This window comes from Secundilactobacillus yichangensis, from assembly GCF_016861565.1.
Lineage (GTDB): Bacteria > Bacillota > Bacilli > Lactobacillales > Lactobacillaceae > Secundilactobacillus > Secundilactobacillus yichangensis.
Genome location: NZ_BOLK01000004.1, coordinates 216,960 through 241,835, shown reverse-complemented (window position 1 = coordinate 241,835; position 24,876 = coordinate 216,960). Strand labels below are relative to the sequence as shown.

The window sequence follows — 24,876 nt, the reverse complement described above, 5'->3', positions numbered from 1 at the left end:
CCAGGATCAAACTCTCAATTTATGATTGTTTGTGACTCATTAATATTACTAGCGAAATTGACTTCGCAAATTACATTTGATATCAGCCGAAACTGATATACCCTGCACATTTGTGAAACAAAACTTTGTTCAGTTTTCAAAGGTCTACATTGTTCTGAATGACTAATGAATATTTAATCAGTCAACTTTTAAATCATATCATCTGAGCTAATTTATGTCAAGCAATATCTTTTAAAATATTTGGCATAAATTATTTTTCAAATGCGATTAAATCGGCTCTTATATTCATTCGTTGAATTAACAGAACTTAATCAGTATAACAATCGTTGAATCTTAAGTCAATCAATAATTTGAATAATTATAAATCTTCTTGAGAAAACATTCGCCATCAATAAATCACAACTCTTATACATTCATCTTCTCCATGAGAACGGTGTGTATAATTATTCGAGAGATTAACGCGTCTGCTTTTTAACAACGAATATAATATTACCAAGATATGCATTCTTGGTCAAGAAGTATTTTACATTTTTTGAAACAAAAAAGGAACGATGCCTAAATGCACCGTTCCTTTGTCATGGTTATTTAAGTTCAGGCGCATCCGTTTTATAGTTGGCCGTTACTTTACCATGATTTTTCGCCATTAAACTAGTAGGTTCTGATTTTTGAGCATCTTTTAACTGCTGCATGCCATTAGAGTACTTATAGTTATACTTTGCCTTATCAACTGACTTAAAGTCTTTCAGTTGATAGAACCTTAATAAATCTCCTTGAATAACCCGGTCAGACAAAGACAGTTCGGACGTTACGTGGTTCTGTTCTCGTGCGAGTGTCTTCTTTTGACTGGCATTAGGTTTGATCACGGCTCCAGTCTTAGTATCATAAACAGTACCGCCCGTCTTCACGAACTGCGGCGTTACAAAATCACCATTCCTAAAGGCAACCGTCTGATTACGATTCTTCGCCAGCAGATCGTTACCAAACTGAATCGTATGATTGTCTTTTACACCGAGCAGGTCCATTAACGTCGGCAAAACATCGATTTCACCACCATACGTATGATTAATACCGCCCTTCATACCATCAGCATGAATCATCAGCGGTACCTTCTGGAACTGTGCTAAGTCGTAATTCGTTACCTTCTTCTTACCCAGCAACTGTGCAATGGCTGGCCGGTGGTTATTCGAAATACCATAGTGATCCCCGTATAAAACGATCACACTGTTTTTGTACAGGCCTGACTGCTTCATATACGTTAAAAATTCACCAAAAGCTTCATCCAAATAATGAGCTGTCTGCACGTAGGGATCCACCGTCTTGTCGCCAGTTTTGGTTGCTGGAAAATCAGTGTTTTGTTTATCAAGCTCATAAGGATAGTGGTTCGTTAGCGTAATTAGCTTTGCATAAAACGGTTGCGGCAATTGTTGCAGGTACTTTGCTGAATCACGGAAGAAAATCTTATCCTTCAGTCCATAACCAACCGTATAATTCGGCTTTTCCTTATAGTATTGAGAACTAAAGAAGTAATTATAGCCCCATGACTTATAAGTATTATCCCGGTTCCAGAAACTTGGCACGTCACCGTGAAAAGCGGCAGAGGTATACCCCTTCTGTCCTAACATGGCAGGTGCTGCCTGAAACGTATTTTGGGTCCCATATTCTGTCATAGCTGATCCTTGAGGCAAACCAAACAACGAATTTTCAAGCATCATTTCAGCATCGGAGGTCTTCCCCTGTGCCACTTGATTATAAAAATTATCAAAACTCAAGGTATTTTGATTCTTATAGAACTTGTTCAGATTAGGCGTAACTTCTTTGCCATTCACCTTATAGTTAATCAAAAATTGCTGAAAACTCTCCAAATGAATGATAATGACGTTTTTACCCTTTTCCGTTCCAAAATAAGCAGGATTATCCCCCACTCGATTGTGCTTCAAGTACTTCTCCACACTCTGCAAGTCACCGGCATTCGCATGAGCCCGCGTGGAGCTCTGTTTTTGCGTCTGGTACACACTAAAAGCAGCGTACTCGTTTAACCCGAGGTACTTAACCAAGTAATTATTATCAAAGGTTCTGGTCAATAAACCGGAACGATTAGCATTGGCCATACCGTATTCAGCACCCATTAAGGAAAACGCTAAAACCGTCATGGTTAACGCATAACGACGTTTAAACGGCCGACTATCAACACGAATCACGTGTGTCATTAACAGCACGATTAAGATGATAATATCCAGAAAAACCAAAAAGTCAGTTGGGTGGATAATCTGAGCAATACTCTTACCCAAATTGTTCTGAACATTACCAGATCCCTTAATCACCCCAAAGGAGAGGAAATCAGAGAACTCTCTATAGTAAATAATGTTGGCAAAGATCCAAGCAGTCTGAATCAGATCGATTAGGATCATTAGCCAGTAGACTAAGCGTCCACGAAAGTATAGTGCAATACCAAACAGCAACAGCGCGGCCGGAATTGGATTGACAGCAAGCAAAAACTGCTGTACGCCACCCTTAACCCCTAAACTAAACTCCGTCTGATACGCGATATACGTCTTGATACAAAATAAAACAACCACTAACATAAAGAACCCAAAAACGGTATTAAACTTAGCAGCCGTCCGTTTTACAAAATCCGACATAACATCGTGCCTCCAGGTTAAACTTAACAAATGCCATTATATCGAATCTCTATAAAATAGCAATCTTATCCCAATTACTTTGAAAAAACTTCAGACTTGAAGTGATATCAATATCTCGATAATAACGCATTAACAGCAATAAAAATAAAAACTATGGTCCCCCATAGTTTTTGTTTTAGTTATCGGTCAGTAATTCAAATAATTCAATCGCAATCAAATCAATGTTATCAAACTCGAAGTGCTCCTTAGCTTGATACTCATCTAAACTATAAGTTTGTGTTTCCGGGTGATAGACAACTTGTGCCATCTCAACGCCCTCTTTTTCGAAGCGACGTGGCTGTGGCTCATCCCCGGCATCTTCCTGCATTGCTTTAAGTCGGTTAATAATGCCGATTAATTGTGATTCTTCCATGAGAATCCCCTTTCCGATTTCAAATTTAACAGTCTAATTCTACCAAATACTGTTGCACTAAGCACGAGTTTTTGCAAATAACCTAACGAATTTTTGGTTAGACCGCTTACAAATACAAAAGCAGGCTAGTACCCCCAATAGGTATTAGCCTGCTTTATATGATTAAGCTTCTGATCGCAACGAACGGTGCGACTCCTGAATTCGTTTAAACATTTTCTCCATGTCTGTGTCCGTAAAATGAATCAGTACCGGACGGCCGTGAGGACAGTTAAACGGATTCTCTGCTGTCTTCAAATGTTCGATCAGCGCTTTGGCCTGTTGATCGTCCAAATGATGGTTAGCTTTAATTGCCCGTTTACAGCTCATCATAATCGCCGTTTTTTCCCGGAACTGAGCCACCGTCAAATGACCATCCCGCAAAACCCAGTCAATCATTTCTTTGACTGTATCAGCTTCTTGTCCCGCCTTAAACCAAGTGGGATGCTGCCTGAGAATAAAGCTGTTTGGCCCAAATTGCTCAAGATGTAGCCCCACCGCCGCTAAAGTAGCCAATTTATCGGTAATTTTCAGCATATCACTGGTACTGTAATCCAGCACAATCGGTACTAATAGCCGTTGCTGATCGTCGCTGACTTCACCAATTGCTTCACGGTAATACTCGTAGTTGACCCGCTCTTGAGCAGCGTGCTGATCAAGAATGTATAAGCCTTCATCCGACTGTGCCAACAAATACGTACCGTGAAATTGCCCAATGTAGACCAAATTAGGAAAACGGTCCTGACTGTCGATCAGTTCTGTTTCCTGTGGCTTTTGCTTAGAAGTTGCACTGGCAGTAGTTCCTGGTACCGGTTCGTTGAACGGTGTCTGGGGCTGCTGGTACTTCTCCTCAAACGCCGAAACTGCCGGTGAATTCAGCTCATCTTTCGAATGAATTACGATTGGCTTATCCGTACCGTCAGAAGGTTTTTGATCAAACAGTGCACCACTAGCTTCTGTCTGCTTATGCTGTGCTGTACTTTCTGCATGCGGTGCAGCCGATTGAGTAGTCGATTGACTAATCGTCCGGGGACCGCGAGTAGTGGAAACCGCCGCTAAGTTCTGAGCAACCTGCTTAGGATCAACTTGGCCCCTTCTGAGATTCGTCAGCCCGTCTGGAATCAGGTTTTGCTGACTTAGCCGTTCCCGAATGGTAGCGGAAATCATTTCACCAAGTTGCGCTTCTTTACTAATTCGAACTTCCTGTTTCGTTGGGTGAACATTCACATCAACTAGCAGCGGATCCATTTCGAGGTTCACCACAGCTACCGGATAACGGCCCACCATTAGTTTAGAACCGTACCCTTCGATGATGGCCTTAGTTAGCTGATAATTTTTAATGTAACGTCCGTTGAGCAGAATTGTCATGTAATTACGGCTGGCGCGGGTTAATTCCGGCAAAGAAACGTAGCCGCTGACTTTAAAATCAGCGTCAGAATTTTCAATGGAAAGCATTTTGCCGGCTTTATTCATGCCGTAGATGCTGCCAATGACCTGCCGCAGATCACCACGGCCAGCCGTTCGCATCAGTTCACGGTTATTGTGAGTCAGAGAAATTTGAATCTGCGGGTGGCCCAGCGCTAGACGGTTAACAATATCCACAATTTTAGAGAGTTCAGTATTTAGTGACTTCATGTACTTCAGCCGCGCCGGAACGTTATAGAACAAGTCCTTAACCGTAATATCAGTCCCACGACGTGCCTCCGACGGCTTCTGTGAAATTACCTTGCCACCCGAAATGTGGATTGCCTGACCTTCGCCACCCGTAGACGTCACCATTTCAACGTCAGCAATAGAGGCAATACTTGGCAACGCCTCACCACGGAAGCCTAAAGAATGCACTTTAAACAAGTCTCTACGGTCAACAATTTTACTGGTAGCATGGCGGTGAAAGGCCAGTTCCAACTGATCCCCTTCAATACCGCTCCCATCATCAATCACTTCAATCGATTTTAGTCCGGCTTCGTCAACGATGATGTCGATCTCGTGACTACCCGCGTCAATGGCGTTTTCCACCAGTTCCTTAACAACTGAGGCTGGCCGCTCAATCACTTCACCCGCTGCTATTTGGTTTGATAACACTGCTGAAAGTTCATGGATTGCTGCCATTTTTTCACCCCATTACCGTTTTTTCTTTGTTTGCTCCAACTGCTGCTGCCATTTATAAACTTGATTCATTACGTCCATAGGTGTCATTCCCATTAAATTCAATGATTTAACCTGTGATGCCACTTTATCAGCCTTCGTTAACTTCTTCTCCGGTTCGCCAAACAGGGACAATTGAGTATCTTCTTCATCATCCTCGTCTGCGGGTTCAGGTTCCGTTGGCTGAGGTTCAGGCTGAACGACACGATCTTCAGTTGCTACTTCTACCGTAGCATGCTGATCCTGAGTCTTTTCTAAGTGGTTAAGAATCGTATCCGCCCGCTTTAGCAGTGAATCAGGCAATCCGGCGAGCTTAGCCACGTGAATCCCATAGGATTTGTCAGCTGGCCCATCTTGCATTTGGTGCAGGAAAACCAGTTCACCGTTTTTTTCAACGGCGCCGACGTGGACGTTTTTCAAATGCGTTAAACTCTTATCCAACACGGTCAGCTCATGATAATGGGTCGAAAACAGCGTCTTAGCGTGGACCCGGTCATGCACAAATTCAATAATGGCTTGTGCTAAGGCCATTCCGTCATAAGTCGCCGTACCACGGCCAATTTCATCAAATAGAATCAATGAATTAGCAGTAGCGTGGGAAAGGGCTTCGTTAGCTTCCTTCATTTCCACCATAAAGGTACTTTCGCCAGAAATTAAATCATCCGCCGCCCCGATTCGGGTGAAAATTTGGTCAAAAATGGGCATTTTAGCAGACTTAGCCGGTACAAAACACCCCATCTGTGCCAGGATAACAGTTAATGCCAGCTGACGCATGTAAGTACTCTTACCAGACATGTTAGGCCCGGTAATGAGCAAAATCGAGGTTTTCTCTGGCATTTTAACATCGTTTGGAACATATGTCTGTCTGCCGAGCACTTTTTCAACCACCGGGTGGCGGCCTTCAACAATTTCCAAGTCATGACCTGATTTTGTAAACGTTGGTGCCACGAACCGGTATTTTTCACTAATATCGGCAAAACTCTGCAGCACATCCAGCTCAGAAACAGCATGTGCCAGGCTTTGAATCCGTTGAATGTTAGCTTTTACCAGCTCACGAACCTTGACGAATAACTTGTATTCTAAATCGGTGGACTTTTCCTCAGCTTCAAGAATCAAACGTTCCTTTTCCTTTAGCTCCGGCGTCGTAAACCGTTCGGAGTTGGTCAAAGTCTGCTTCCGTTCGTAACGGCCTTCTGGCAGCTTATTTAAATTCGCCTTTGTCACATCAATATAGTAGCCAAAGACCCGATTATAACCGATTTTCAGGTTATTGATCCCGGTAATCTGCCGTTCTGAAGCCTCAAGTTCAGCCATCCACTGTTTACCGTTATGCATTGCTTCCCGATAAGAATCCAGTGTTTTATCATAACCGTTTTTAATGACGCCGCCATCCGTTACGGACAATGGCGGTTCATCAACAATTGCTGAATTAATGGCTTCAGTGACGTTATCAATTGGATCCAACCGTTCATAAATGTCGTTAAAAGCCGATTCTGGCAACTCATTTAAAATATGCTGCAGCTTGGGAATCTGTTGCAGCGACGTCTTTAACTGAATTAAATCACGACCGTTAACGCTGCCAAAAGCAACTCGGCCAGCCAACCGTTCCAAATCATAAACCTGAGTCAGTTCTTCTTGCAGGCTATTACGTTCAAAATATTGATCAACCAGCACACTCACTTTTTTCTGACGAGCCAAAATATCTTTGCGGCTCACTAACGGCCGGTCCAGCCACTGTTTGAGCAGCCGACCACCCATTGCCGTTTTGGTTTCATCCAGTAACCACAGTAGCGTACCGCTCTTTTTGCCGGTCCGCATGTTTTGCGCCAATTCCAAATTACGCTGAGAATAGTGATCCATTTTCAGGAAATAAGTCGGCTCGTAAATGACTGCCCGCTGTAAATGTGCCAAACTGCGTTTTTGAGTCGTCACAATGTAAGTTAACAAATGCTGCAATACTGTTAACTGTTCAGTGACTTCTACCCCCTGCGTCAGATAACTGAGTTCGGACTTCACTTCAGCCTCATCCTGATGCGAAATCAGGATACCAACCGTTTTCAGCTGATCAACAACGTCAGCATCGACTGATTTATCAACAACGGTCTCCTTAGTCTGCAAACTCATGACTTCATTTAATACTGAATCAAAACTATCCAGCGAGGTCACTTTCAGCTCACCAGTGGACAGATCTGCATAAGCAAAACCAAATTTATGATCAACCTGAGTTAACGCCGTCAGATAATTATTTTCCTTTGCGTTACCTGCCCCAGTATCCGTTTGCGTCCCGGGAGTGACCAGTTGAATCACTTCACGCTTCACCATTCCCTTGGCTAACTTAGGATCTTCCATCTGTTCACAGATAGCGACTTTATAGCCCCTATCCACTAAAATATCAATGTAGTTTTGGACGGCGTGATGCGGCACACCGCACATTGGAATTGGGTTTTTGGAACTGTGATTTCGAGTAGTCAACGTTAATTCCAATAGTTGAGCGCCCTTGATAGCGTCATCGTTAAACATTTCATAAAAGTCACCCAAACGGTAAAATAAAAAAGCGTCTGGATACTGATCTTTAATTTTTTGATACTGAACCATCATCGGCGTCTGATTTACTTTCGCCAATCTCTCCACCTCTACTTCATTTCTTGCAGTTTAACGATCATACGGATGATCATGATCGATCAAAACCGGTTTAATCTTGGTCGCATGGCCAGTTTCGTCATTCACATCGATCACACAGCCAGACATAATGCCTGGTTCACTGGTCTCAACTTCGTAGCGCGCTGGCCGCTGATTAAGGAAACGCGCAATTACACTGGCAGGCTGCATCCCTAAAACACCAGCAGCTGGCCCGGTCATACCGGCGTCAGTCATAAACGCGGTTTGATGATCGATGACGTGAGCATCACTAGTTTGCACGTGCGTATGAGTGCCAACCACAGCTGAGACACGCCCCTTCAAGTACAGTGCGATAGCCCGTTTTTCACTGGTCACTTCACCATGGAAGTCCACAAAAATCACGGGCGTCTCCTTTCTAATTTCTGTCACTAATTTATCCGCTGCGGCAAAGGGATCATCTAACGGTGGCAGAAAAACCCGTCCCTGTAAGTTGATTACGGCTAGTGTCGCTTGGTTAACCTTAAGTTTTGTCCAGCCTCGACCAGGCACGTCTTTACCGGGAAAATTAGCTGGCCGGACCAGTTTGGTCGTATCGTCGATAAAATCGTAAATTTCCTTATTATCCCATGTATGATTGCCCATGGTGACAACATCGGCTCCGCTTGCTAGCAGCTGTTTATAAATCTTTTGGCTAATACCACGGCCAACTGGCGTTGAATTTTCTCCGTTCACAATCGTCGCCTGAGGTTTTAAATCACGTTTTAACTGTGGTAAATAAGTTTGAATCATTTGGACGCCACGATCACCGACAACGTCTCCGATAAATAATATCCGCATGCTGATCCTCTAATCTAATTTAGTATGTTGCAACACGTTTTAGTTTAACACATTAGCGGTATAAAAAAGTACCTTCAAGTACTGTTGCCAGTTCTTGAGGGTACCTTTATTCTTGTGCTAAAAACTACTTAGCATATGCTACTGAACGGACTTCACGGATAACAGAAACCTTGACGTGACCTGGATAATCCATGTCACTTTCAATCTTTTCCTTAATATCGTGAGCCAGCGTCACAGCATCTAAATCTGAAATTTTATCTGGTTTAACGATTACGCGAACTTCGCGCCCTGCTTGAATGGCAAATGACTTCTTTACACCGTCAAATTCATCTGCAATCGTTTCTAGCTTTTCTAATCTGTGAATGTAGCTTTCAAGTGAATCGCTACGTGCTCCAGGTCTAGAAGCCGAGATCGTATTAGCAGCCGACACTATTTCAGAAATTACGTAGTGAGGTTCTGCCGTTGACTCGTGAGCCGCGATTGAATCAATAACAACCGGACTTTCTTTGTACTTCTTAGCTAAATCGACCCCAATTTGAACATGAGAGTCTTCAACGTCATTTTCAACCGCTTTACCAATGTCGTGTAATAATCCTGCGCGTTTTGCTAGTGTGACATCCTCACCTAACTCAGCGGCAAAAATTCCTGATAATTTAGCAACTTCAATTGCATGCGTTAATACGTTTTGACCATAAGAGATCCGGTAGTTCATCTGACCAACCAGTTTAATCAACGCTGGATGCATCGAATGAATTCCCAAATCAAAGACAGTTTGTTCTCCAAGATCTTGAATCTTCTCGTCCAATTCCTTACGGGCCTTTTCAACCATCTCTTCAATACGAGCTGGATGAATACGACCATCTTGAATGAGTTTCTCTAACGCAATCTTGGCGACTTCTCGACGAATTGGATCAAATCCACTTAAAACAACGGCTTCTGGAGTATCATCAATAATCAGATCGATACCCGTTAAAGTTTCTAAGGTTCTGATGTTCCGGCCTTCACGACCGATGATGCGACCCTTCATGTCGTCATTAGGAAGTGTAACTACCGACACCGTGGTATCTGATACCATATCGGCTCCACTTCGTTGAATCGCTTGAACGATTAATTCCTTCGCCTTCGAATCCGCTTCTTGAGCAGCTTTCTCATTAGATTCTTTAATCATCTTAGCGCGTTCAGAACTTAACGCTTGCTTTGCTTCATTAATAATCAGGGACTGTGCTTCCTCTTTGGAAAGCGCGGCTGCTTCTTCCACAGCTGCTTGCCGTTTTTCAACAAGTGAGTCCGCCTGTTGCTGTAATTTAGCTAGTTTTTGCTGTTCAGAACTCAATTTATTTTCCTTGCGTTCTAAAACATCTTCACGCTTTTGAAAAGCGTTGTCTTTACGATCAAGTGCTTCTTCTCGCTGCAAAACCCGGTCTTCTTGTTTCTGGACTTCTCCGCGTTGCCGTTTTAAATCCTTTTCAACCTCTGTCCGGTAGCGATGACCTTCCTCTTTGGCTTCAAGCAAAGCCTCTTTGGTATCAGTCTCAGCCTGCTTTTTCGCATCAGCTAAAATGCCTTGTGCTGTTTCGTGTGCTGCGTCCAAATTGCGTTCAACAATTGACTTATGGACAAAGTATCCGATGACAGCACCTACAACGATAGCGATGATTGCGAGGATTATTTCAGGAATACCCATGATTCCACCTCCGCATCATCAAAATTTTTTGATTGCTAAATCAGTAAATTTTTAGATGTAAATTGATTATTGACACAACTAATATTCTAATGTTAAGTCGCAACGCTGTCAATAAAAGAGTGGTGAACGACAGTGAAGAAATTAATTTATTAAAATACAATGGCAAAATTAGCCAGCTGAATTCTGAGATATATTATTACCGTTTTTGACATCAAAAAAGTCCAAGAGGTTATCCCTCTCGGACTTTTATTTTAAATTACGACTTTGCAGGTTTCGCTTTAGTTGGTTTGGATTCTTTTGAGCCCTTTGGTTCAAGATCTAAAGTTTCAACGTTCTTATCGTCCGTTGATTGATCTTGTTCATCTTCAGCACCATCCATATTATAGGCTTTTCGAACCTTAGTTCTAATCTCTGCCATAACGTCTGGATGTTCTGCAAGGTAAGTCTTGGCATTCTCACGTCCCTGGCCAATGCGGTCATCACCGTATGAATACCACGAACCGGACTTATTGACGATATCCTTATCAACAGCCATATCCACTAACTCACCAGTTTGTGAAATACCAGTGCCGTACATAATGTCGACTTCAGCACGTTTGAATGGCGGTGCAACCTTGTTCTTAACCACTTTGATCCGAACTCGGTTACCGATAATATCGGTTCCCTCTTTGATTTGTTCTGCACGCCGAACTTCCAAACGAATCGTTGCGTAGAATTTCAAAGCCCGACCACCGGGAGTGGTTTCAGGATTACCAAACATTACACCGACTTTTTCACGAATTTGGTTGATAAAGATGGCGATCGTCTTGGTTTTATTGATAGATCCCGACAATTTACGTAACGCTTGAGACATTAGTCGGGCTTGTAACCCAACGTGAGCATCGCCCATTTCACCATCAATTTCGGCTCGAGGAACCAAAGCAGCTACGGAATCGACGACGATCATGTCAACCGCACCACTTGCAACCAGTGCATCTGCAATTTCCAAACCTTGTTCACCAGTGTCTGGTTGTGAAAGCAACAGGTCATCGATATTAACCCCTAAATGAGTGGCGTATGCTGGGTCTAACGCATTTTCAGCATCAATATAAGCAGCCGTACCGCCATTTTTCTGTACTTCCGCAACTGCATGCAATGCGACAGTCGTCTTCCCAGAACTTTCTGGCCCATAAACTTCCACGATTCTACCCCGAGGATAACCACCCACACCCAATGCATTATCCAGTGCTAGTGAACCACTGGAAATCGTTGAGATTTGAGTATCAGCTTTATCACCCATTCGCATGATAGAACCTTTACCAAAGTTTTTTTCAATTTTCTTTAATGCAGCATCTAACGCTGCTTGCCGTTCGTCAGCCATGTAGTTCCTCCTTAGTAGCCATTTGCAAGATAAACTATACCTTTCTTAACACAAAATTGCAAGCAAAAATAGAACAAAGGTTCGTATTTTTAGTTGGCTGCTAATCTTTGACGAATAAGATTCAATCCTGCCATTACTGACCGTGCCCGAACCTGCTGACGCCCATTAGTAAAGTGATATAAGTAGGCTTTAGGTTCTTCATCCCGATAAGCAATACCGATCCAGACAGTACCAGCTGGCTGTCCTTCCAGCTCATCTGGGCCAGCAACGCCAGTGAAGGAAACTGCAATATCAGTTTGCATCTTTTCCTTTGCCCGTCTAGCCATCCAAATGGCTGTCGACTTGCTGACAACCCCTTGAGAGTTGATAACATTGGCTGGAATCTCCAATAATTGGTGCTTAGCTTCGTTTGCGTAAGTCACAAAGCCACCTGGGAACACCGCCGAGACACCTGAAATACTGCCAATCGTACTCTGAAATTCACCGGCAGTCAGACTTTCAGCCGCAGTTACAGAAAGCTGACGATCAATGAGCTGATTAACGACCACGTTAGCAAGGGAATTGTCATCACCATAGCCGTAAAAGTACTGACCATCACGGGCCATTATTTGATCAACTACACCCTGTATCAGTTCATCAGCTTGCTTTTCATCCGTCGCCGAAGCAGTTACTCGAAGTGTAACCTCCGCCATTTTTGCGTATGGTGCAATGGTTGGGTTCGTCTGATTGTCGATCAAGTCAGCCAGATCAGTCACCAGCTTGGATTCACCGATACCAACAAATCGCATCACCTTAGAACTAAATACGTGACTTTGCTGCCCATGTTTTTTCAATTCGGGAATTAATTCTCGATCGATCATCATTAAGCATTCAGCTGGCGGACCAGGCAATAAGACATAACTAGGCCCTTGCTGATTTAAATAGAGATCCCCTACCGCAAATCCATTATGATTGGTTAAACTAATTGCATGTTGAATTTTTAAAGCCTGTTTGGCATTATTCGGTGTTTGATTTCGACCGCTTTTTGCAGCATAGTCATCAATTTTAACCTTTGCAGCTTCATCAGTTACTAACGGCTCATTTAAATGGCGAGCCACAATTTGCTTAGTCAAATCATCTTCAGTGGGGCCAAGGCCGCCAATCGTCAATACCAAATCACTACGCTTCTCAGCAACTTCTAAGACACTCTCAAGGCGCTCTGGATTATCACCTACGACTGTCTGGTAATAAACGTTCACACCAATTTCAGCGAGCTTTTGAGCCAAATACGCACCGTTTGTATTGGCAATTTGACCCAACAATAACTCAGTACCCACAGCAACAATTTCTGCGTTCATAGTTTACCCTCCTGTCCTAATCTTCTTCATTATAGCAAAAAAGGGCCACTCCCGTTTCAAGAGTATGCCCTTTACATATTAATCGTTAAACGAATCCGCAAAAACGCTTCGGTTCTTAACAAAATAATCAATTCCTGAATAAATCGTAAAGAACAGGCAAACGTAAAGTAAAATTGTTCCCAATGGAAAATGCCAGTTAGCAAACAAAACGTTGTTAAGCAGCAATAAAATAATACTGAACATCTGCGAGGTGGTCTTGATTTTACCAGGCCAAGCCGCGGCCATGACCCGACCGTTATTCTCAACGATAATTAGGCGTAACCCGGTAACTGCTAATTCACGGCAGACAATGATTGCAACGACCCAAGCAGGTGCTAGACCCATTTGGACTAACAAAACGAAAGCCGTCATTACAATCATCTTATCGGCCAGCGGATCAGCAAACTTACCGAAGTTAGTCACTAAATGCCGCCGCCGAGCAATCTGTCCGTCCAGAAAATCCGTTATTGATGCCACCGCGAAAACAATTGCAGCCACAATTTGGGTTACTGGAATTCTCGTTGATAACCAGACTACTGAACCCCAGTCCATCGGTACCGCCAGAATAATCAGAAAGATTGGAATCAGAATAATCCGGCCGATTGTTAATTTATTAGGTAAATTCACAGTGTTCCCTCCAGATAAATGTCTCAAGAAAAGGCAAGCCATTCAGCTTACCTTTTTTGATTACTTAAATTGTACGGTAATATTTTGTACCTGAGAAGTCGTATTCGTTGACGTTGCGGAACTTGAACTGGCAGTACCAGTAGTCGTTGAGTCAGCCGCTGACGATGCAGTCGTTGATGAAGCGGTCGTTGCAGAACTGGTAGCTTTTGAAATTGGTAATAATTTGCCACCAATACTGATCTTAGTGTCGGGCGCGTTACCCAAATTCAGGGTGACCGACGTTGCGTTGGCATTCAACTTGACTGTCTGAACTTTATCGGCAGTTACCGTTCCCTGGAAGGCCGAAGTCCCAGCAGAAGTAACGGATACCCAAGCATTATTCGACGTCTTGATCTTAATGGTTTTAACCTTTGGTGCGTTTTTCATGGTATAAACAGTTGCCGTACCAGACGTTGAAACCTTACTAAAGCTAGCCTTGGATACCTTCTTCGAAGAAGCTGAAGCTTTCTTACTGGAAGCCTTGGCTGAAGAACTGGATTTAGCTGAGCTGCCCGATACTGAAACCGAACTGCTATCCACATTTTGGGACTTGTTGCTAGACTGTGAACTTCGGGTAGTTGCTAACCAGATTCCAATCAAAACTGCCACAACAACCACTACTGCAGCAACAATTGGGACTTGCCGCTTGATTTTAGCTGCTCGGTCATCAACCTTACGTTGTGCCGATCGGGTAGAGGGATTCTCCTCGTTGACCCGGTCCACATATTCCTGGGTTTTAGTACTTGGCAGCTGATCACTGTATTCATTAAGTAATTCGTTACCGTCCAAACCAACGGTCTGTGCATATTGCTTAATGAACGCACGGACGTAAAAATCACCGGGTAAATCTGAAAACTTACCATCTTCAATTGCAATTAGGTACCGCTTTTGAATTTTTGTCGTCTGCTGAAGGTCATCTAGGGTAAAACCTTTAGCGATTCGGGCGTCACGAAGCGTTTCACCAATTGACTTAGTATTTTCACTCATAAATTTTTCTCCACCTATTAACCTATTAAGTCTCGTTATTTCAGTATTAGTATAGCATACGTCGCGCTATGATTTAATGATGAATTCCTGTCCAGCTTCTTTTTAAAGCTTTCTTAATGACCAGGAGCAATTTCTTGAAGGCTAATACCAGCTTTACTGATAAACTGCTCCATGGTCTGCATGACATCCGCCATGTTCAGCGCCTTGATCACACCGACTTCGTCAAACAAACTGGCGTCGCCGTATAACCGGTCGTCAAACTGGTTGGCAATCGCTTCTAACGAGTTAAACGAAGATAATGTGCTGCCAATCGCCTCGCGCTGAACGGCTTCAAACCGATCGCCCGCAGCGGCCAATTTGTCAGTTGCATGATGCAAAATATCGGTTACTGCAGTTTCAAAGGCCTCTGGATCCTCAGCCTCACCCGCCATGATCACGTGATGCGCACCGCGCTGCAGTTCAATATTATAGCCGAAACTATCATCGATGATGCCCTTATCATACAACGACAAAAAGTCGGGAGCCGTTTCACCTAACAGTAACGTAAAACCAAGCGAAAGCGCATCTTCATACTTCAGCCGGTTAAGACCGGTTGGCAATTCATCCATTCCACGAATACCAATAGTCACTTTCGGCCGCTCAACGGGCATCAGCAATTGTTTATGCGCAATAATTTGCTGTGATGCTGGCGGCAGGATCCGTTGAATCGGCGCTGGTTTGGCAAATTGCTTGCCACTCTGATTAGCGGCAATCCACTCCAACGTTTCAGCCGGCTCAAGGCGGCCCACAACAAACAAGCTCATATTGCTTGGATGATAGAACGTCTGATGAGCTAAATAAAGGTCAGCCGGCTTAATTTTATCGATTGATTCAATTGAACCCGCAATATCATCCGCCAATGGCTGATTTGGATAAAGATTAGCAATCGTACCAAAGTAAGCTCGCGAATTAGGATCATCCTCATACATTTGAATTTCTTGGCCAATGATGCCCTTTTCCTTATTCACGGTTTGATCCGTAAAGTACGGGTCCTGAACAAAATCCAGCAGCGTTTCCAAATTTTCTTTTAGATGATGCGTAGCTGAGAATAAATAACTGGTATGCGTAAAACTGGTAAACGCGTTGGAACTGCCACCAAAATGTGCAAACGTGTCAAACGCGTCATGATCTGCTTTCTCAAACATCTTGTGTTCCAAGAAATGGGCGATTCCTGCTGGCTGCGTTACCGGTGCCGTACCATTCAGCGGAACAAAGGACTGATCAATTGAACCGTAGTCAGTGGTCATTACAGCATAGGTTTTATGAAAGCCTGCCTTGGGCAATAAGTAAACGCGTAAACCGTTACTTAAAGTTTCTGAGTAGAGCGTTTCGCCTAAATCTGAGTAGTGCTGCTGTTTCATTTGGCGTCCTCTCCCTTCAAAAAGTAGACTGCTTGCAGATGAACCTGTTTGGCCATCTTTGCAACATCTTCTCTAGTAACCCGTTTGATCTGCTTGACCCAGTCAGCTGCACTGACAGTGCTATGGAGCAGCTGATCAAGCATTGCTTGATTGACCAGCGCACGTTGAGAATCCAACCGTGATTCTCTGCCGTTGATCAGACTGGCAACGACTTGGTCAAACACTTCATCACTGAACTGACCGTTGGCAATTGCATCCAACTGTTCAGCAATAATCGCTTTAACCGCTGATTCATTGGACTGGTCAATGCCAGTCTGCACCAGCAGCGTGCCGGTAAAGCCGTCAAAGCGGCTGGAAGCATAGTAAGCCAGGCTGTTCTTTTCACGGACGTTTTTAAACAGCATTGAAATTGGCGTGCCGCCAAATAAGCCGTTAAACACTAACGCTTTATAGAAGTCCGTCTCCCGATAATAAACGGGCAGTTTATACGCCATGTTAAGTTTGGACTGCTGCAATGGCTGCCCCTCAGTTTTTGACACCATTTCAGCTTGGGGACGCCGATAGATCAATTCTGAATCAGCAATCTGACGATCAGCTAACTGCCAATCTTCTAAGGCACTGACTAAATTGGTCTCCGAGACGTCGCCAGCTACCGTAATTTGAATTTGATTGGTTGCGAGCAGTTTTTGATAAATTACGTATAGACTCTTCGCGGAAATTGCGTTAATGGTTTGTGCGTCACCGTAAAGGCTGGTGGCAAAAAACGGTTCGTTTTTAAAGTAGAGCTGGCTTAACTGCTGCTCAGCGTAGTACTGCTTGTCATCGTTTAAAGACTTTAAGTAAGCCATTAAGTTTTGCTTTTGACGGGTAAACGTAACCGGTTCAAAGGCATCATTTTTAATCAGCGGCTGATAAATCACGCTGTGTAAAAAGGCCACCATTTCGGCCAGCAGTGATTCACCGCCAATAAAGTGATCGTTAATAATGGTACTTGAAAAACGCAGGCCTTCCTGCAGCCCATAACGAAAAACGTTCACGCCGTAACTGGCGCCATACATCATCGATAATTTCTGTGCTAACGAAGTCTGTGTTGGATATTGAGCACTGCTGGTTTCAAGCAGCTGTGCTAATAAAATTCGGTTGGATAGTTCCTGAACGTTGCCAGGTGCGATAAAATCAACCGTCATACTGATGGTTTTAAATTGGGTCGTTGGAATGACGTTTAACCACACGCCCTTTGCTAATTGCTTTGGCAATTTTAGCCCTCCTTTGGACATTACCAAACCATATTAGATGATTTATAGCTAAAACGCCACCCTTTTGGATTGAAAAATTAAAATTAATTGTCATAACTTTCTGATTAAAACTTAATTGTGAACGTTCCGTTATCTGGTAAACTCGTTACTGAAGAAATCCGGTGAATTAAAACAGTTGGGTTCTACTTCCTACCAGTTTAAATTTTTGGGGTCAGCTTGCGTTTTAACCAACTTCTTTGCTATTCTTAATGTTAAATCAAGTCAGTAGGAGGAATCGTAATGAAAGTCGTGAAGTTCGGGGGAAGTTCCCTAGCCAACTCTGCTCAAGTCAGCAAGGTGGTTAATATTATTAAGGCCGACGATCAGCGTCGTTTCGTCGTTGTTTCGGCACCTGGAAAACGTTTTGATGGTGATATCAAAGTGACCGACTTGCTGATTCAATACGCCAAAGCAACCCTGAATGATGAACCCAGCGAGACCATTACCGGACAGATCATTGCCCGCTACGAAGAGATTGCCACCGCTTTTAAGATTCCCCAAGCCGCTTTTGAACAAATCAAAAATACCATTTTAAACCTGCCACATCTTGATTATCAAGATGATGCTTACCTGATGGCAGCCTTCAAAGCGCACGGTGAAAAAATGAATGCCGTTTTGATTGCTCAAGTGCTGAAAGCTGCTGGTGTCAACGCTAAGTTTCTGGATCCTAAAGACGCTGGTTTAGTCGTTACGGACTCACCAGACGACGCTGAGATCATCCCTAGCAGTTACGAACGAATCAGTGAATGGGCAGACAGTAAGCTGGTCCGCGTTATCCCCGGCTTTTTTGGCTATAACGATCAGGGACAGATTTGTACCTTTTCCCGGGGCGGTTCCGACATCACGGGTGCCATTATTGCTCGTGGTGTTCACGCCAAACGGTACGAAAACTTTACTGACGTCGACGCAATCTACGCTGCCAATCCACAGGTTGTCCACCACCCGATTGCCATTCATAACATGACCTTCCGAGAAATGCGTGAACTATCCTATGCCGGCTTTTCCGTTTTCCACGATGAAGCGCTGATCCCAGCTATTCAAGGTGATATTCAAGTAGTGGTTAAAAACACCAACCATCCTAGTGAACGGGGAACGTCCATCACTTCGCACAAGCGGGTCAATCCGGCGTACCCCGTCTCAGGAATTGCCAGTTCACCGAACTTCTGCGGCATTTATATTCGAAAATACATGCTGGATAAAAAACGTTTTTCGCAAAAAATCCTTAAATTACTTGCTGAATACGACCTGTCATACGAACACATGCCCTCTGGGATCGATGATCTGACGGTCATTATGCGACAAGATCAGCTGACTCCCGAACTGGAAGATACGCTGATCCGCGAACTAGTTATTGCCTTACGGCCAGACGAAATCCATATTTCCCACAACTATGCACTGCTCATGGTCGTTGGTGAAGGCATGGCTAACCGTACTGGCATCATGTCTAAAGCAACTGACGCACTGGCACGTCAAAACGTCAAACTGATCATGGTGAACCAGGGTGCTTCAGAAATCTCCATGATGTTTGGCATTAAGCAAGATGAAGCCAAAGTCGCCATTAAAGCACTGTATGATACCTTTTTCCCTGATTTATAAACCGTAAAAAAAATCGCCTAGTACTTATTTTGAAGTACTAAGCGATTTTTTTATACGCTACTTATTATTTTTCAGCAACGGTGAATCAGCACTGTTACCAAACCACTTGTGATTGATTTTAGCCAAAGTGCCATTTTTAGCTAAGATCTTTAACCCACGGTTGATTTTGTGTCGCATGGTAACATCGGTTTTACGCATCCCAACACCGAATTGTTCCTTCGGGAATGAACCGTTAGTAATCTTGTAGTCTTTCGGATTGCTTTCGTGATTGATGTAATAACCGGCATAGGTCGAATCAATGATCATCCCTTGAATCCGGCCGGCATTTAAATCAATAAACGCGTTAGTAAACGAATCGTACAGTACGGGTGACTTGCCCTTGATCCGATTCTTCAGCATGCTAGGATACTGACTAATATCCTGTGCGCCTGATGAACCGGCTTGGGCACCCAAAGTCTTTCCCTGCATGTCTGCAAATGAATTAACGTGATTCTTCCTGAGAGATACCAGCGTCTGGTCATTTTGGAGATAAGTGTCACTGAAAGCCACTTTCTTTTCCCGTTGAGGCGTCTTAGAATACCCGTTCCAAATCAGGTCAATGGTCCCATTATTCAGTTCAGTGGCATTCATTGACCAGTCGATTGACTGGAAGCTGACCTTGATACCATAAAGTTTGAACAAGGCTCTTGCCAAGTCAACATCATAACCGACCAGTTTGCCGCTCTTTTGCCGGAATCCCATCGGTACGAAGGTATCATCTAATCCGACAGTAACGAAACCGCGCTTTTGGATTCGGTTCCAGTTATCGACATGATTAGCCCGCTTACCAACACTGACACCGCTGCAACCAGACAATAGTGAGACGGTGCAGACCAGCATGATCAGGCAAAGCCAAATTTTCTTCATGCTTTTTTTCATGCTTATTCCTCCCCACTAAGCTTTAATCGGTTCAACACGAACAATTTGATCCGCGATATTTTTCGCAAATTCCATATCATGAGTAACAACAATTTGTGTCATATTATCCTTCTTTAAGCCAAGAATAATGTTTTCGACCGTGTGACGTAAATCCGGATCCAATGCACTGGTTGGTTCATCATAGCAAAGAATCTTCGGATTCATTGCTAAAGCCCGCACGATGGCAACCCGTTGCTTTTGACCGCCTGATAACTGGTAAGGATACAAACCTTCCTTACCAGTCAAGTTAAGCTGATCGATCAGCTCCTGGGCCCGCTTTTCAGCTTCAGCCTTTGACTGCTTCAACACTAATTGCGGTGCCAAAGTAATGTTATCTAACACCGTCAAATTTGGAAACAGCTGGAAATCTTGGAAAACAACCCCAATAACATTGTCATTGTCGCGGTTATTTGCCGGATCAAAGGTCTTCCCATCCAAAATGAAGGTCCCTGAATTAGTTTTTTCCAAGCCACTAATGCAACGTAATAAAGTGGTTTTACCTGCCCCTGAAGGTCCAACGATTGAAGTAATCTGACCATCCGGCACCTGCATGTTGAAATTATCTAAAATGGTACGACCGCTAAATTGCTTTTTAATATTTTTAAGTTCTAGCATATGCGTTTCCCCTCTCTAACTTATCGCCATACCCGGTAGTGCTGCTCCACTTTACGTAAAGCGTAAGTAGCAACGGCAGTCATCAGCAAGTAAATCACACCAACTAAGACTAGTGGCAATAACGTGACGTCTCTTGCAGTCGCAACGTTTCCGGCACGCAGCAGATCGCCCAAGCCAATAACGTAAACTAACGATGAATCCTTGATCAAGTTAATTGTTTCATTCCCAATGGATGGCACAACGATCTTGATCACTTGCGGGATCACAATCTTTCGAAGTGTTTGACCACGAGTCAATCGAAGTACCCGAGCACTTTCATACTGGCCCTGGTCAATCGCTTGAAAACCACCACGGAAGATTTCAGCAAAGTAGGCTGTGTAATTCAAAATAAATGCAAATAATGCGGCATCATAACGTTGGAAGATAATACCAATAATCGGCAGCCCATAAAAGACGAAAATTAATTGCAGTAACAGTGGCGTGCCCCGCATGAGCCAAACGTAGAATTTTAAAATCCAGCGAAGCGGTGCAATTCTTGACGTTAACCCTAAACTAGCCAGAATACCAAGCGGTATCGAAGCAATCAATGTCCAGAAGAAAATTTTGATGGTCATCCAGGCACCACTCAGCAGTGACGGTAAAATTTCAGATACATAATGTAACATAATGTCTCCCCCTTCTTAATAAAAAAAGCCCTCTTGAGCTGACTAACAGTTCAAGAGGGCGACAATATCGCGGTTCCACCTCTAATTCGATTACTGCTTGCACAGCAATCCTCACAAAGTTTATTAATGAAATTAAAAAGTCCTCTTAGCAATTAAGCTAAGAGGACGATAATTTCGCGGTTCCACCTCTGATTCGCTGACTGCTCACACAGCCAACCTCAGTAAGTTTATATAATAAACTTCAGCGATAACGAGCTTACCGGAGCTCTCCTACTTTGTTCAAAGAGTCAACTCCCAGATGTGATTCATCAAACTTAATTGCCCGGTTCTCACCTGCGCGGGTTCTCTGATTAATTAAATTTAACTACTAGTCTGATCAACGTTTGTTTTATTAGATTAGTTCTCATTATATCTTAAATATATTCCTTGTCAACTCGCATTCGATTAAATCGAACCGTAAATTCAAATTCTAACCGTTATCCGCGGGAGAACCAGCGACTAATCTTAGACCAGAAGCCGGTTTTCGGCTGTTGAATTTTCATCAGCGGCACCGTTTCGCCTTCCAAACGACGGGCGATATCCCGATAACCGTGACCAGCAGGGTTCTCAGACTCCAGCACAATAGGCTCACCGCGATTGGAAGTTGCAATAACCTCATCATCATCCAAAACGATTCCCAAAAGCGGTACCCCGAGGTGATGTGTAATTTCATCAATATCCATCGCTTCGCCATCAGCCATCATATGACTGCGGATCCGGTTGATAATCAAGTGTGATTCTTCTTTTAACGGGTTTTTCTCTAATAAACCAACTACGCGATCAGCGTCACGAACCGCGGAAATTTCTGGGGTAGTCACGATAATGGCTGCATCAGCACCCGCAATTGCGTTAAGAAAGCCCTGTTCAATACCTGCAGGGCAGTCGATCAAGACGTAATCGAATTCCTTTTTCAGTTCGTCCACAATTGCTTTAGCCTGATCTTCAGTCAAAGCTGTTTTATCGGTGTTTTGAGCAGCTGGCAACAGGTACAGCAAGTCATCAAAGCGCTTGTCTTTAACTAGCGCCTGGGCAAGTTTGGCACGACCTTCGACAACGTCAACAATATCAAAGATAATGCGGTTATCTAACCCCAGCACAACGTCCAGGTTTCTCAGGCCAATATCTAAATCTACTAAACAGACCCGCTTCCCCATTAAGGCTAGAGCGGTTCCAATATTGGCACTGGAAGTTGTCTTGCCGACACCCCCCTTACCAGAGGTGATTACAATTGATTTTCCCATCTTCGTTAGCCTCCCATTCGGTGATAAATCTTCGGATTAATCGTCTTTAAATCACTTAATTGACCATATTCAAGCACGTGTAAATCGTTCACGTACGCAACGGTCTGACTGCCTTTTGCTGGTTGGTCAGTTTCTACAATACTGATTTGTTCACCAATCCGAACTTGTTGAGCGTGCTGCAGATCACCGATTACCACTTTATCTTCACCGCTAGGATAACCGGCTTGTAAAATGCCCAAAACGGTTCCCATGATATAGATATTACCAGTAGTTAATAGGCGTCCGCCTTCATTAATCAACCCCAGATACAGAACGTCGCCCTTCATCTCCAGCGTCTGTCCATTACGAATCGTCTGCGTTGCTAAATGAACGTTATCCTGTTCTTTTAAATGAATAGCATCCTCAATGGTGATCACGTCTGGAATCACCTTATGAATCTGAAAATGTTCGTATTCACTAAAAATCTGTTCTAATTCTTTATTTTGCTCAGCAGTCAATAAACGTTGATTACTAAGCACGTCAAAACTGATTTGATTGGTGGCATTAGAATCGGCTGCTAAATTATCAAGAAGTTCCCTAAGTGTCTTCTTGATCTCTCTAAAACTAGCTGCTTGATCCAACACAAGTTGATAACCATCCTGATTACCACGTAACACTACAGCTTGCATACTCCCGACCCCTTTTTAATTCCTCAAACGATTGAATAACCATTGCACCGGAAAATATAGTATGACATAAGCGGCTAAATTATAAGCCAACGTTGGTGCTAACGAATCGACCATCATATCCGTAAATGACGCAGTGGTCATATGCACGACTAAATTACCAAAGTAACTCAGGCTGCAAATTACAGTGATGTCGATAAAATAAACCAGCAAACCACTCAAAAAGTTAATTGGGAAGGCTTTATAACAAGCCCTCGTCAGTGCAACCACAATTGGAAAAACAAATACAAAGATACCCCAAATACCCGTGTAATAAACATCGAACAGTCCACCTGCAATTGCCGCCCAGATGGTTAGCGGAATCTGAATTTGATCTTCAAAGAAAACGGCAAACACTAGCCACAAAACAACCAGATAGCTGCTCATGGAATATGGCACGCTAAACAGCTGCCGTGGAAACGCCGCCCCTAAAATTCCGTCTAAATAGAAAAACAGGAACAACCCAATCGGAAAGCCGTAACGTAATTTAGTTACTCGTAACATAGTTGCCTCCTTAATTGGTTGTTTGAGCTTGTCGAACAGCTACCGTCACAACGCTTAATTCAGATAAGTTGGTTGCGGGTTTAATTGAAATTTTCGCTGCTAAACCATAATTATCAGTTCCAGTACTTGCCACGGTACCGACAAACAGACCAGAAGGCATCACGCCGCCCAGGCCACTGGTTGAAACTTTGTCGCCCTTTTCAATCTTAGTCTTAGAAGTAACGTTACCCATTTCGATAAGGTTCTTATCACGGTTATAACCCGAAACAATTCCATGGACACTTTGACCGGACTTATTGGTAATCGTCACAGCAAACCGGTTAGCGGCTTCACTGCTGTTTGAAATCAGTTCAACTTTACTGTTTGTCCGGTTGACCTCAGAAATTCGGCCAACAATCCCTGATCCTGACAATACAGGCATACTCTTCTTAATTCCCGCGGCACTACCTTTGTCGATGATCACTTGATTTTGCCATGCCGAAGGGGTTCGGGCAATGACCGTTGCATTAACTGGTGAATAGTCCGTCAATGCATGGTCTAACTTGAGTTCTTTTTTTAGCTTTTTATTTTCTTGACTGATTGCTTGATCATGAACTTTAGTCTGTGCCAGTTCTTGGACTTGGCCCTTTAGCCGTTGGTTTTCCTGATACGTATTCATTAAATCAGAAAAGCCGGTAACCGAACCTTTCAGGCCATTAACAGGCCAAGCAACGACGCGGTTAACTAACCCGACAACATCGTTGCCAAACTGTTGAATCATCGGTGGTGTCGAACGTTTGTTGCGAATGGCAACGGAGACACTCATTAACCCAAAACTGACAATTAGACAAACAATCACAATCACTAATCGTCGGTTTGAAAAGAATTTATTCATGATCGTCCTCCAGTGATTGGAGAGTGAGCCGAAATACTGACTCGTTCTCTTTTTACATTAAACATAAAAAAGTATGGCATCTTCCTGACTACCTGTAAGTAAATAATTCCGTATGTTCGGAAAATGAACATACGGAATTATTTGCTTACACGGCTTGAGGTGTTCCTAATTGTTAAATACTAAACTGACCGCATCCAACGATTAACCAGAACCAATGCCTCACTC

The 24,876-nt window shown here is 43.4% G+C and carries 20 protein-coding genes and 1 other annotated feature; of the genes, 1 reads left to right on the top strand and 19 read right to left on the bottom strand.

The window, feature by feature from the left end; genetic code table 11:
- Positions 1-581: 581 nt before the first annotated feature.
- The 12 genes from JUE95_RS05655 to yfmF all read right to left on the bottom strand — a co-directional run bounded on the left by JUE95_RS05655 (position 582) and on the right by yfmF (position 17,417).
- Positions 582-2,639 carry an LTA synthase family protein gene (locus tag JUE95_RS05655; protein WP_203649830.1) on the bottom strand — a complete coding sequence of 686 codons (2,058 nt, stop codon included), beginning with the start codon at positions 2,637-2,639 and terminating at the stop codon, positions 582-584.
- A 175-nt stretch (positions 2,640-2,814) separates the two neighbouring features.
- The gene (locus JUE95_RS05650) at positions 2,815-3,051 is read right to left on the bottom strand and encodes a YkuJ family protein (protein WP_203649828.1); all 237 of its coding nucleotides are present in this window, start codon (positions 3,049-3,051) and stop codon (positions 2,815-2,817) included.
- 162 nt (positions 3,052-3,213) lie between these two features.
- Positions 3,214-5,196, bottom strand: coding sequence for a DNA mismatch repair endonuclease MutL (gene mutL / locus JUE95_RS05645; RefSeq protein WP_203649827.1), 1,983 nt, complete (start codon positions 5,194-5,196; stop codon positions 3,214-3,216).
- Between the two features lie 12 nt (positions 5,197-5,208).
- Entirely contained in the window at positions 5,209-7,830 is a 2,622-nt protein-coding gene (gene mutS, locus JUE95_RS05640; protein WP_203649841.1) for a DNA mismatch repair protein MutS, read from the bottom strand.
- 54 nt (positions 7,831-7,884) lie between these two features.
- Positions 7,885-8,688: a TIGR00282 family metallophosphoesterase gene (locus JUE95_RS05635; protein ID WP_203649826.1), complete on the bottom strand. Its 804-nt coding sequence runs from the start codon at positions 8,686-8,688 to the stop codon at positions 7,885-7,887.
- Between the two features lie 124 nt (positions 8,689-8,812).
- Positions 8,813-10,372, bottom strand: a complete 1,560-nt coding sequence (gene rny / locus JUE95_RS05630; protein WP_203649825.1) for a ribonuclease Y — start codon at positions 10,370-10,372, stop codon at positions 8,813-8,815.
- A 256-nt stretch (positions 10,373-10,628) separates the two neighbouring features.
- Entirely contained in the window at positions 10,629-11,732 is a 1,104-nt protein-coding gene (recA, locus tag JUE95_RS05625; RefSeq protein WP_203649824.1) for a recombinase RecA, read from the bottom strand.
- Positions 11,733-11,821: 89 nt separating this feature from the next.
- Complete coding sequence (locus JUE95_RS05620; protein WP_203649823.1) at positions 11,822-13,069, bottom strand: competence/damage-inducible protein A; 1,248 nt, start codon at positions 13,067-13,069, stop codon at positions 11,822-11,824.
- A 78-nt stretch (positions 13,070-13,147) separates the two neighbouring features.
- A complete protein-coding gene (pgsA, locus tag JUE95_RS05615; RefSeq protein WP_203649822.1) occupies positions 13,148-13,735 on the bottom strand; it encodes a CDP-diacylglycerol--glycerol-3-phosphate 3-phosphatidyltransferase in 588 nt (195 codons plus the stop codon).
- Between the two features lie 60 nt (positions 13,736-13,795).
- Entirely contained in the window at positions 13,796-14,761 is a 966-nt protein-coding gene (locus JUE95_RS05610) for a helix-turn-helix domain-containing protein (RefSeq protein ID WP_203649821.1), read from the bottom strand.
- Positions 14,762-14,874: 113 nt separating this feature from the next.
- A complete protein-coding gene (yfmH, locus tag JUE95_RS05605; RefSeq protein ID WP_203649820.1) occupies positions 14,875-16,161 on the bottom strand; it encodes an EF-P 5-aminopentanol modification-associated protein YfmH in 1,287 nt (428 codons plus the stop codon).
- Entirely contained in the window at positions 16,158-17,417 is a 1,260-nt protein-coding gene (yfmF, locus tag JUE95_RS05600) for an EF-P 5-aminopentanol modification-associated protein YfmF (protein ID WP_203649819.1), read from the bottom strand. Before yfmF ends, yfmH begins: the two co-directional genes overlap by 4 nt.
- A gap of 279 nt (positions 17,418-17,696) precedes the next feature.
- On the opposite strand from yfmF, the gene JUE95_RS05595 reads away from it, so the two are divergent.
- A complete protein-coding gene (locus JUE95_RS05595; protein WP_203649816.1) occupies positions 17,697-19,052 on the top strand; it encodes an aspartate kinase in 1,356 nt (451 codons plus the stop codon).
- A 57-nt stretch (positions 19,053-19,109) separates the two neighbouring features.
- On the opposite strand, the gene JUE95_RS05590 is transcribed toward JUE95_RS05595, so the two are convergent.
- The 7 genes from JUE95_RS05590 to mreC all read right to left on the bottom strand — a co-directional run bounded on the left by JUE95_RS05590 (position 19,110) and on the right by mreC (position 24,651).
- A complete protein-coding gene (locus JUE95_RS05590; protein WP_203649815.1) occupies positions 19,110-19,970 on the bottom strand; it encodes an amino acid ABC transporter substrate-binding protein in 861 nt (286 codons plus the stop codon).
- Between the two features lie 15 nt (positions 19,971-19,985).
- On the bottom strand, positions 19,986-20,624 hold the full coding sequence (locus JUE95_RS05585; protein WP_203649813.1) for an amino acid ABC transporter ATP-binding protein: 639 nt from the start codon (positions 20,622-20,624) through the stop codon (positions 19,986-19,988).
- A 20-nt stretch (positions 20,625-20,644) separates the two neighbouring features.
- The gene (locus JUE95_RS05580; protein WP_203649811.1) at positions 20,645-21,289 is read right to left on the bottom strand and encodes an amino acid ABC transporter permease; all 645 of its coding nucleotides are present in this window, start codon (positions 21,287-21,289) and stop codon (positions 20,645-20,647) included.
- A 158-nt stretch (positions 21,290-21,447) separates the two neighbouring features.
- Positions 21,448-21,678: a binding site (T-box leader), on the bottom strand.
- An 87-nt stretch (positions 21,679-21,765) separates the two neighbouring features.
- Positions 21,766-22,569 (bottom strand): septum site-determining protein MinD, encoded by an 804-nt coding sequence (gene minD, locus JUE95_RS05575; protein ID WP_203649810.1) that lies wholly within the window; start codon positions 22,567-22,569, stop codon positions 21,766-21,768.
- A 5-nt stretch (positions 22,570-22,574) separates the two neighbouring features.
- Entirely contained in the window at positions 22,575-23,237 is a 663-nt protein-coding gene (locus tag JUE95_RS05570) for a septum site-determining protein MinC (RefSeq protein WP_203649808.1), read from the bottom strand.
- Positions 23,238-23,252: 15 nt separating this feature from the next.
- Positions 23,253-23,777 (bottom strand): rod shape-determining protein MreD, encoded by a 525-nt coding sequence (mreD, locus tag JUE95_RS05565; RefSeq protein WP_203649806.1) that lies wholly within the window; start codon positions 23,775-23,777, stop codon positions 23,253-23,255.
- A 10-nt stretch (positions 23,778-23,787) separates the two neighbouring features.
- Positions 23,788-24,651, bottom strand: a complete 864-nt coding sequence (gene mreC, locus JUE95_RS05560) for a rod shape-determining protein MreC (RefSeq protein ID WP_203649804.1) — start codon at positions 24,649-24,651, stop codon at positions 23,788-23,790.
- Between the last annotated feature and the right edge of the window lie 225 nt (positions 24,652-24,876).

What these genes read in the sequence shown, in the direction of transcription:
- JUE95_RS05655 (WP_203649830.1), bottom strand. Translation starts at nt 2,639, where the DNA reads ATGTCGGATTTTGTAAAACGGACGGCTGCTAAGTTTAATACCGTTTTT.
- JUE95_RS05650 (WP_203649828.1), bottom strand. Translation starts at nt 3,051, where the DNA reads ATGGAAGAATCACAATTAATCGGCATTATTAACCGACTTAAAGCAATG.
- mutL (WP_203649827.1), bottom strand. Translation starts at nt 5,196, where the DNA reads ATGGCAGCAATCCATGAACTTTCAGCAGTGTTATCAAACCAAATAGCA.
- mutS (WP_203649841.1), bottom strand. Translation starts at nt 7,830, where the DNA reads ATGATGGTTCAGTATCAAAAAATTAAAGATCAGTATCCAGACGCTTTT.
- JUE95_RS05635 (WP_203649826.1), bottom strand. Translation starts at nt 8,688, where the DNA reads ATGCGGATATTATTTATCGGAGACGTTGTCGGTGATCGTGGCGTCCAA.
- rny (WP_203649825.1), bottom strand. Translation starts at nt 10,372, where the DNA reads ATGGGTATTCCTGAAATAATCCTCGCAATCATCGCTATCGTTGTAGGT.
- recA (WP_203649824.1), bottom strand. Translation starts at nt 11,732, where the DNA reads ATGGCTGACGAACGGCAAGCAGCGTTAGATGCTGCATTAAAGAAAATT.
- JUE95_RS05620 (WP_203649823.1), bottom strand. Translation starts at nt 13,069, where the DNA reads ATGAACGCAGAAATTGTTGCTGTGGGTACTGAGTTATTGTTGGGTCAA.
- JUE95_RS05610 (WP_203649821.1), bottom strand. Translation starts at nt 14,761, where the DNA reads ATGAGTGAAAATACTAAGTCAATTGGTGAAACGCTTCGTGACGCCCGA.
- yfmH (WP_203649820.1), bottom strand. Translation starts at nt 16,161, where the DNA reads ATGAAACAGCAGCACTACTCAGATTTAGGCGAAACGCTCTACTCAGAA.
- JUE95_RS05595 (WP_203649816.1), top strand. Translation starts at nt 17,697, where the DNA reads ATGAAAGTCGTGAAGTTCGGGGGAAGTTCCCTAGCCAACTCTGCTCAA.
- JUE95_RS05590 (WP_203649815.1), bottom strand. Translation starts at nt 19,970, where the DNA reads ATGAAAAAAAGCATGAAGAAAATTTGGCTTTGCCTGATCATGCTGGTC.
- JUE95_RS05585 (WP_203649813.1), bottom strand. Translation starts at nt 20,624, where the DNA reads ATGCTAGAACTTAAAAATATTAAAAAGCAATTTAGCGGTCGTACCATT.
- JUE95_RS05580 (WP_203649811.1), bottom strand. Translation starts at nt 21,289, where the DNA reads ATGTTACATTATGTATCTGAAATTTTACCGTCACTGCTGAGTGGTGCC.
- minD (WP_203649810.1), bottom strand. Translation starts at nt 22,569, where the DNA reads ATGGGAAAATCAATTGTAATCACCTCTGGTAAGGGGGGTGTCGGCAAG.
- JUE95_RS05570 (WP_203649808.1), bottom strand. Translation starts at nt 23,237, where the DNA reads ATGCAAGCTGTAGTGTTACGTGGTAATCAGGATGGTTATCAACTTGTG.
- mreD (WP_203649806.1), bottom strand. Translation starts at nt 23,777, where the DNA reads ATGTTACGAGTAACTAAATTACGTTACGGCTTTCCGATTGGGTTGTTC.
- mreC (WP_203649804.1), bottom strand. Translation starts at nt 24,651, where the DNA reads ATGAATAAATTCTTTTCAAACCGACGATTAGTGATTGTGATTGTTTGT.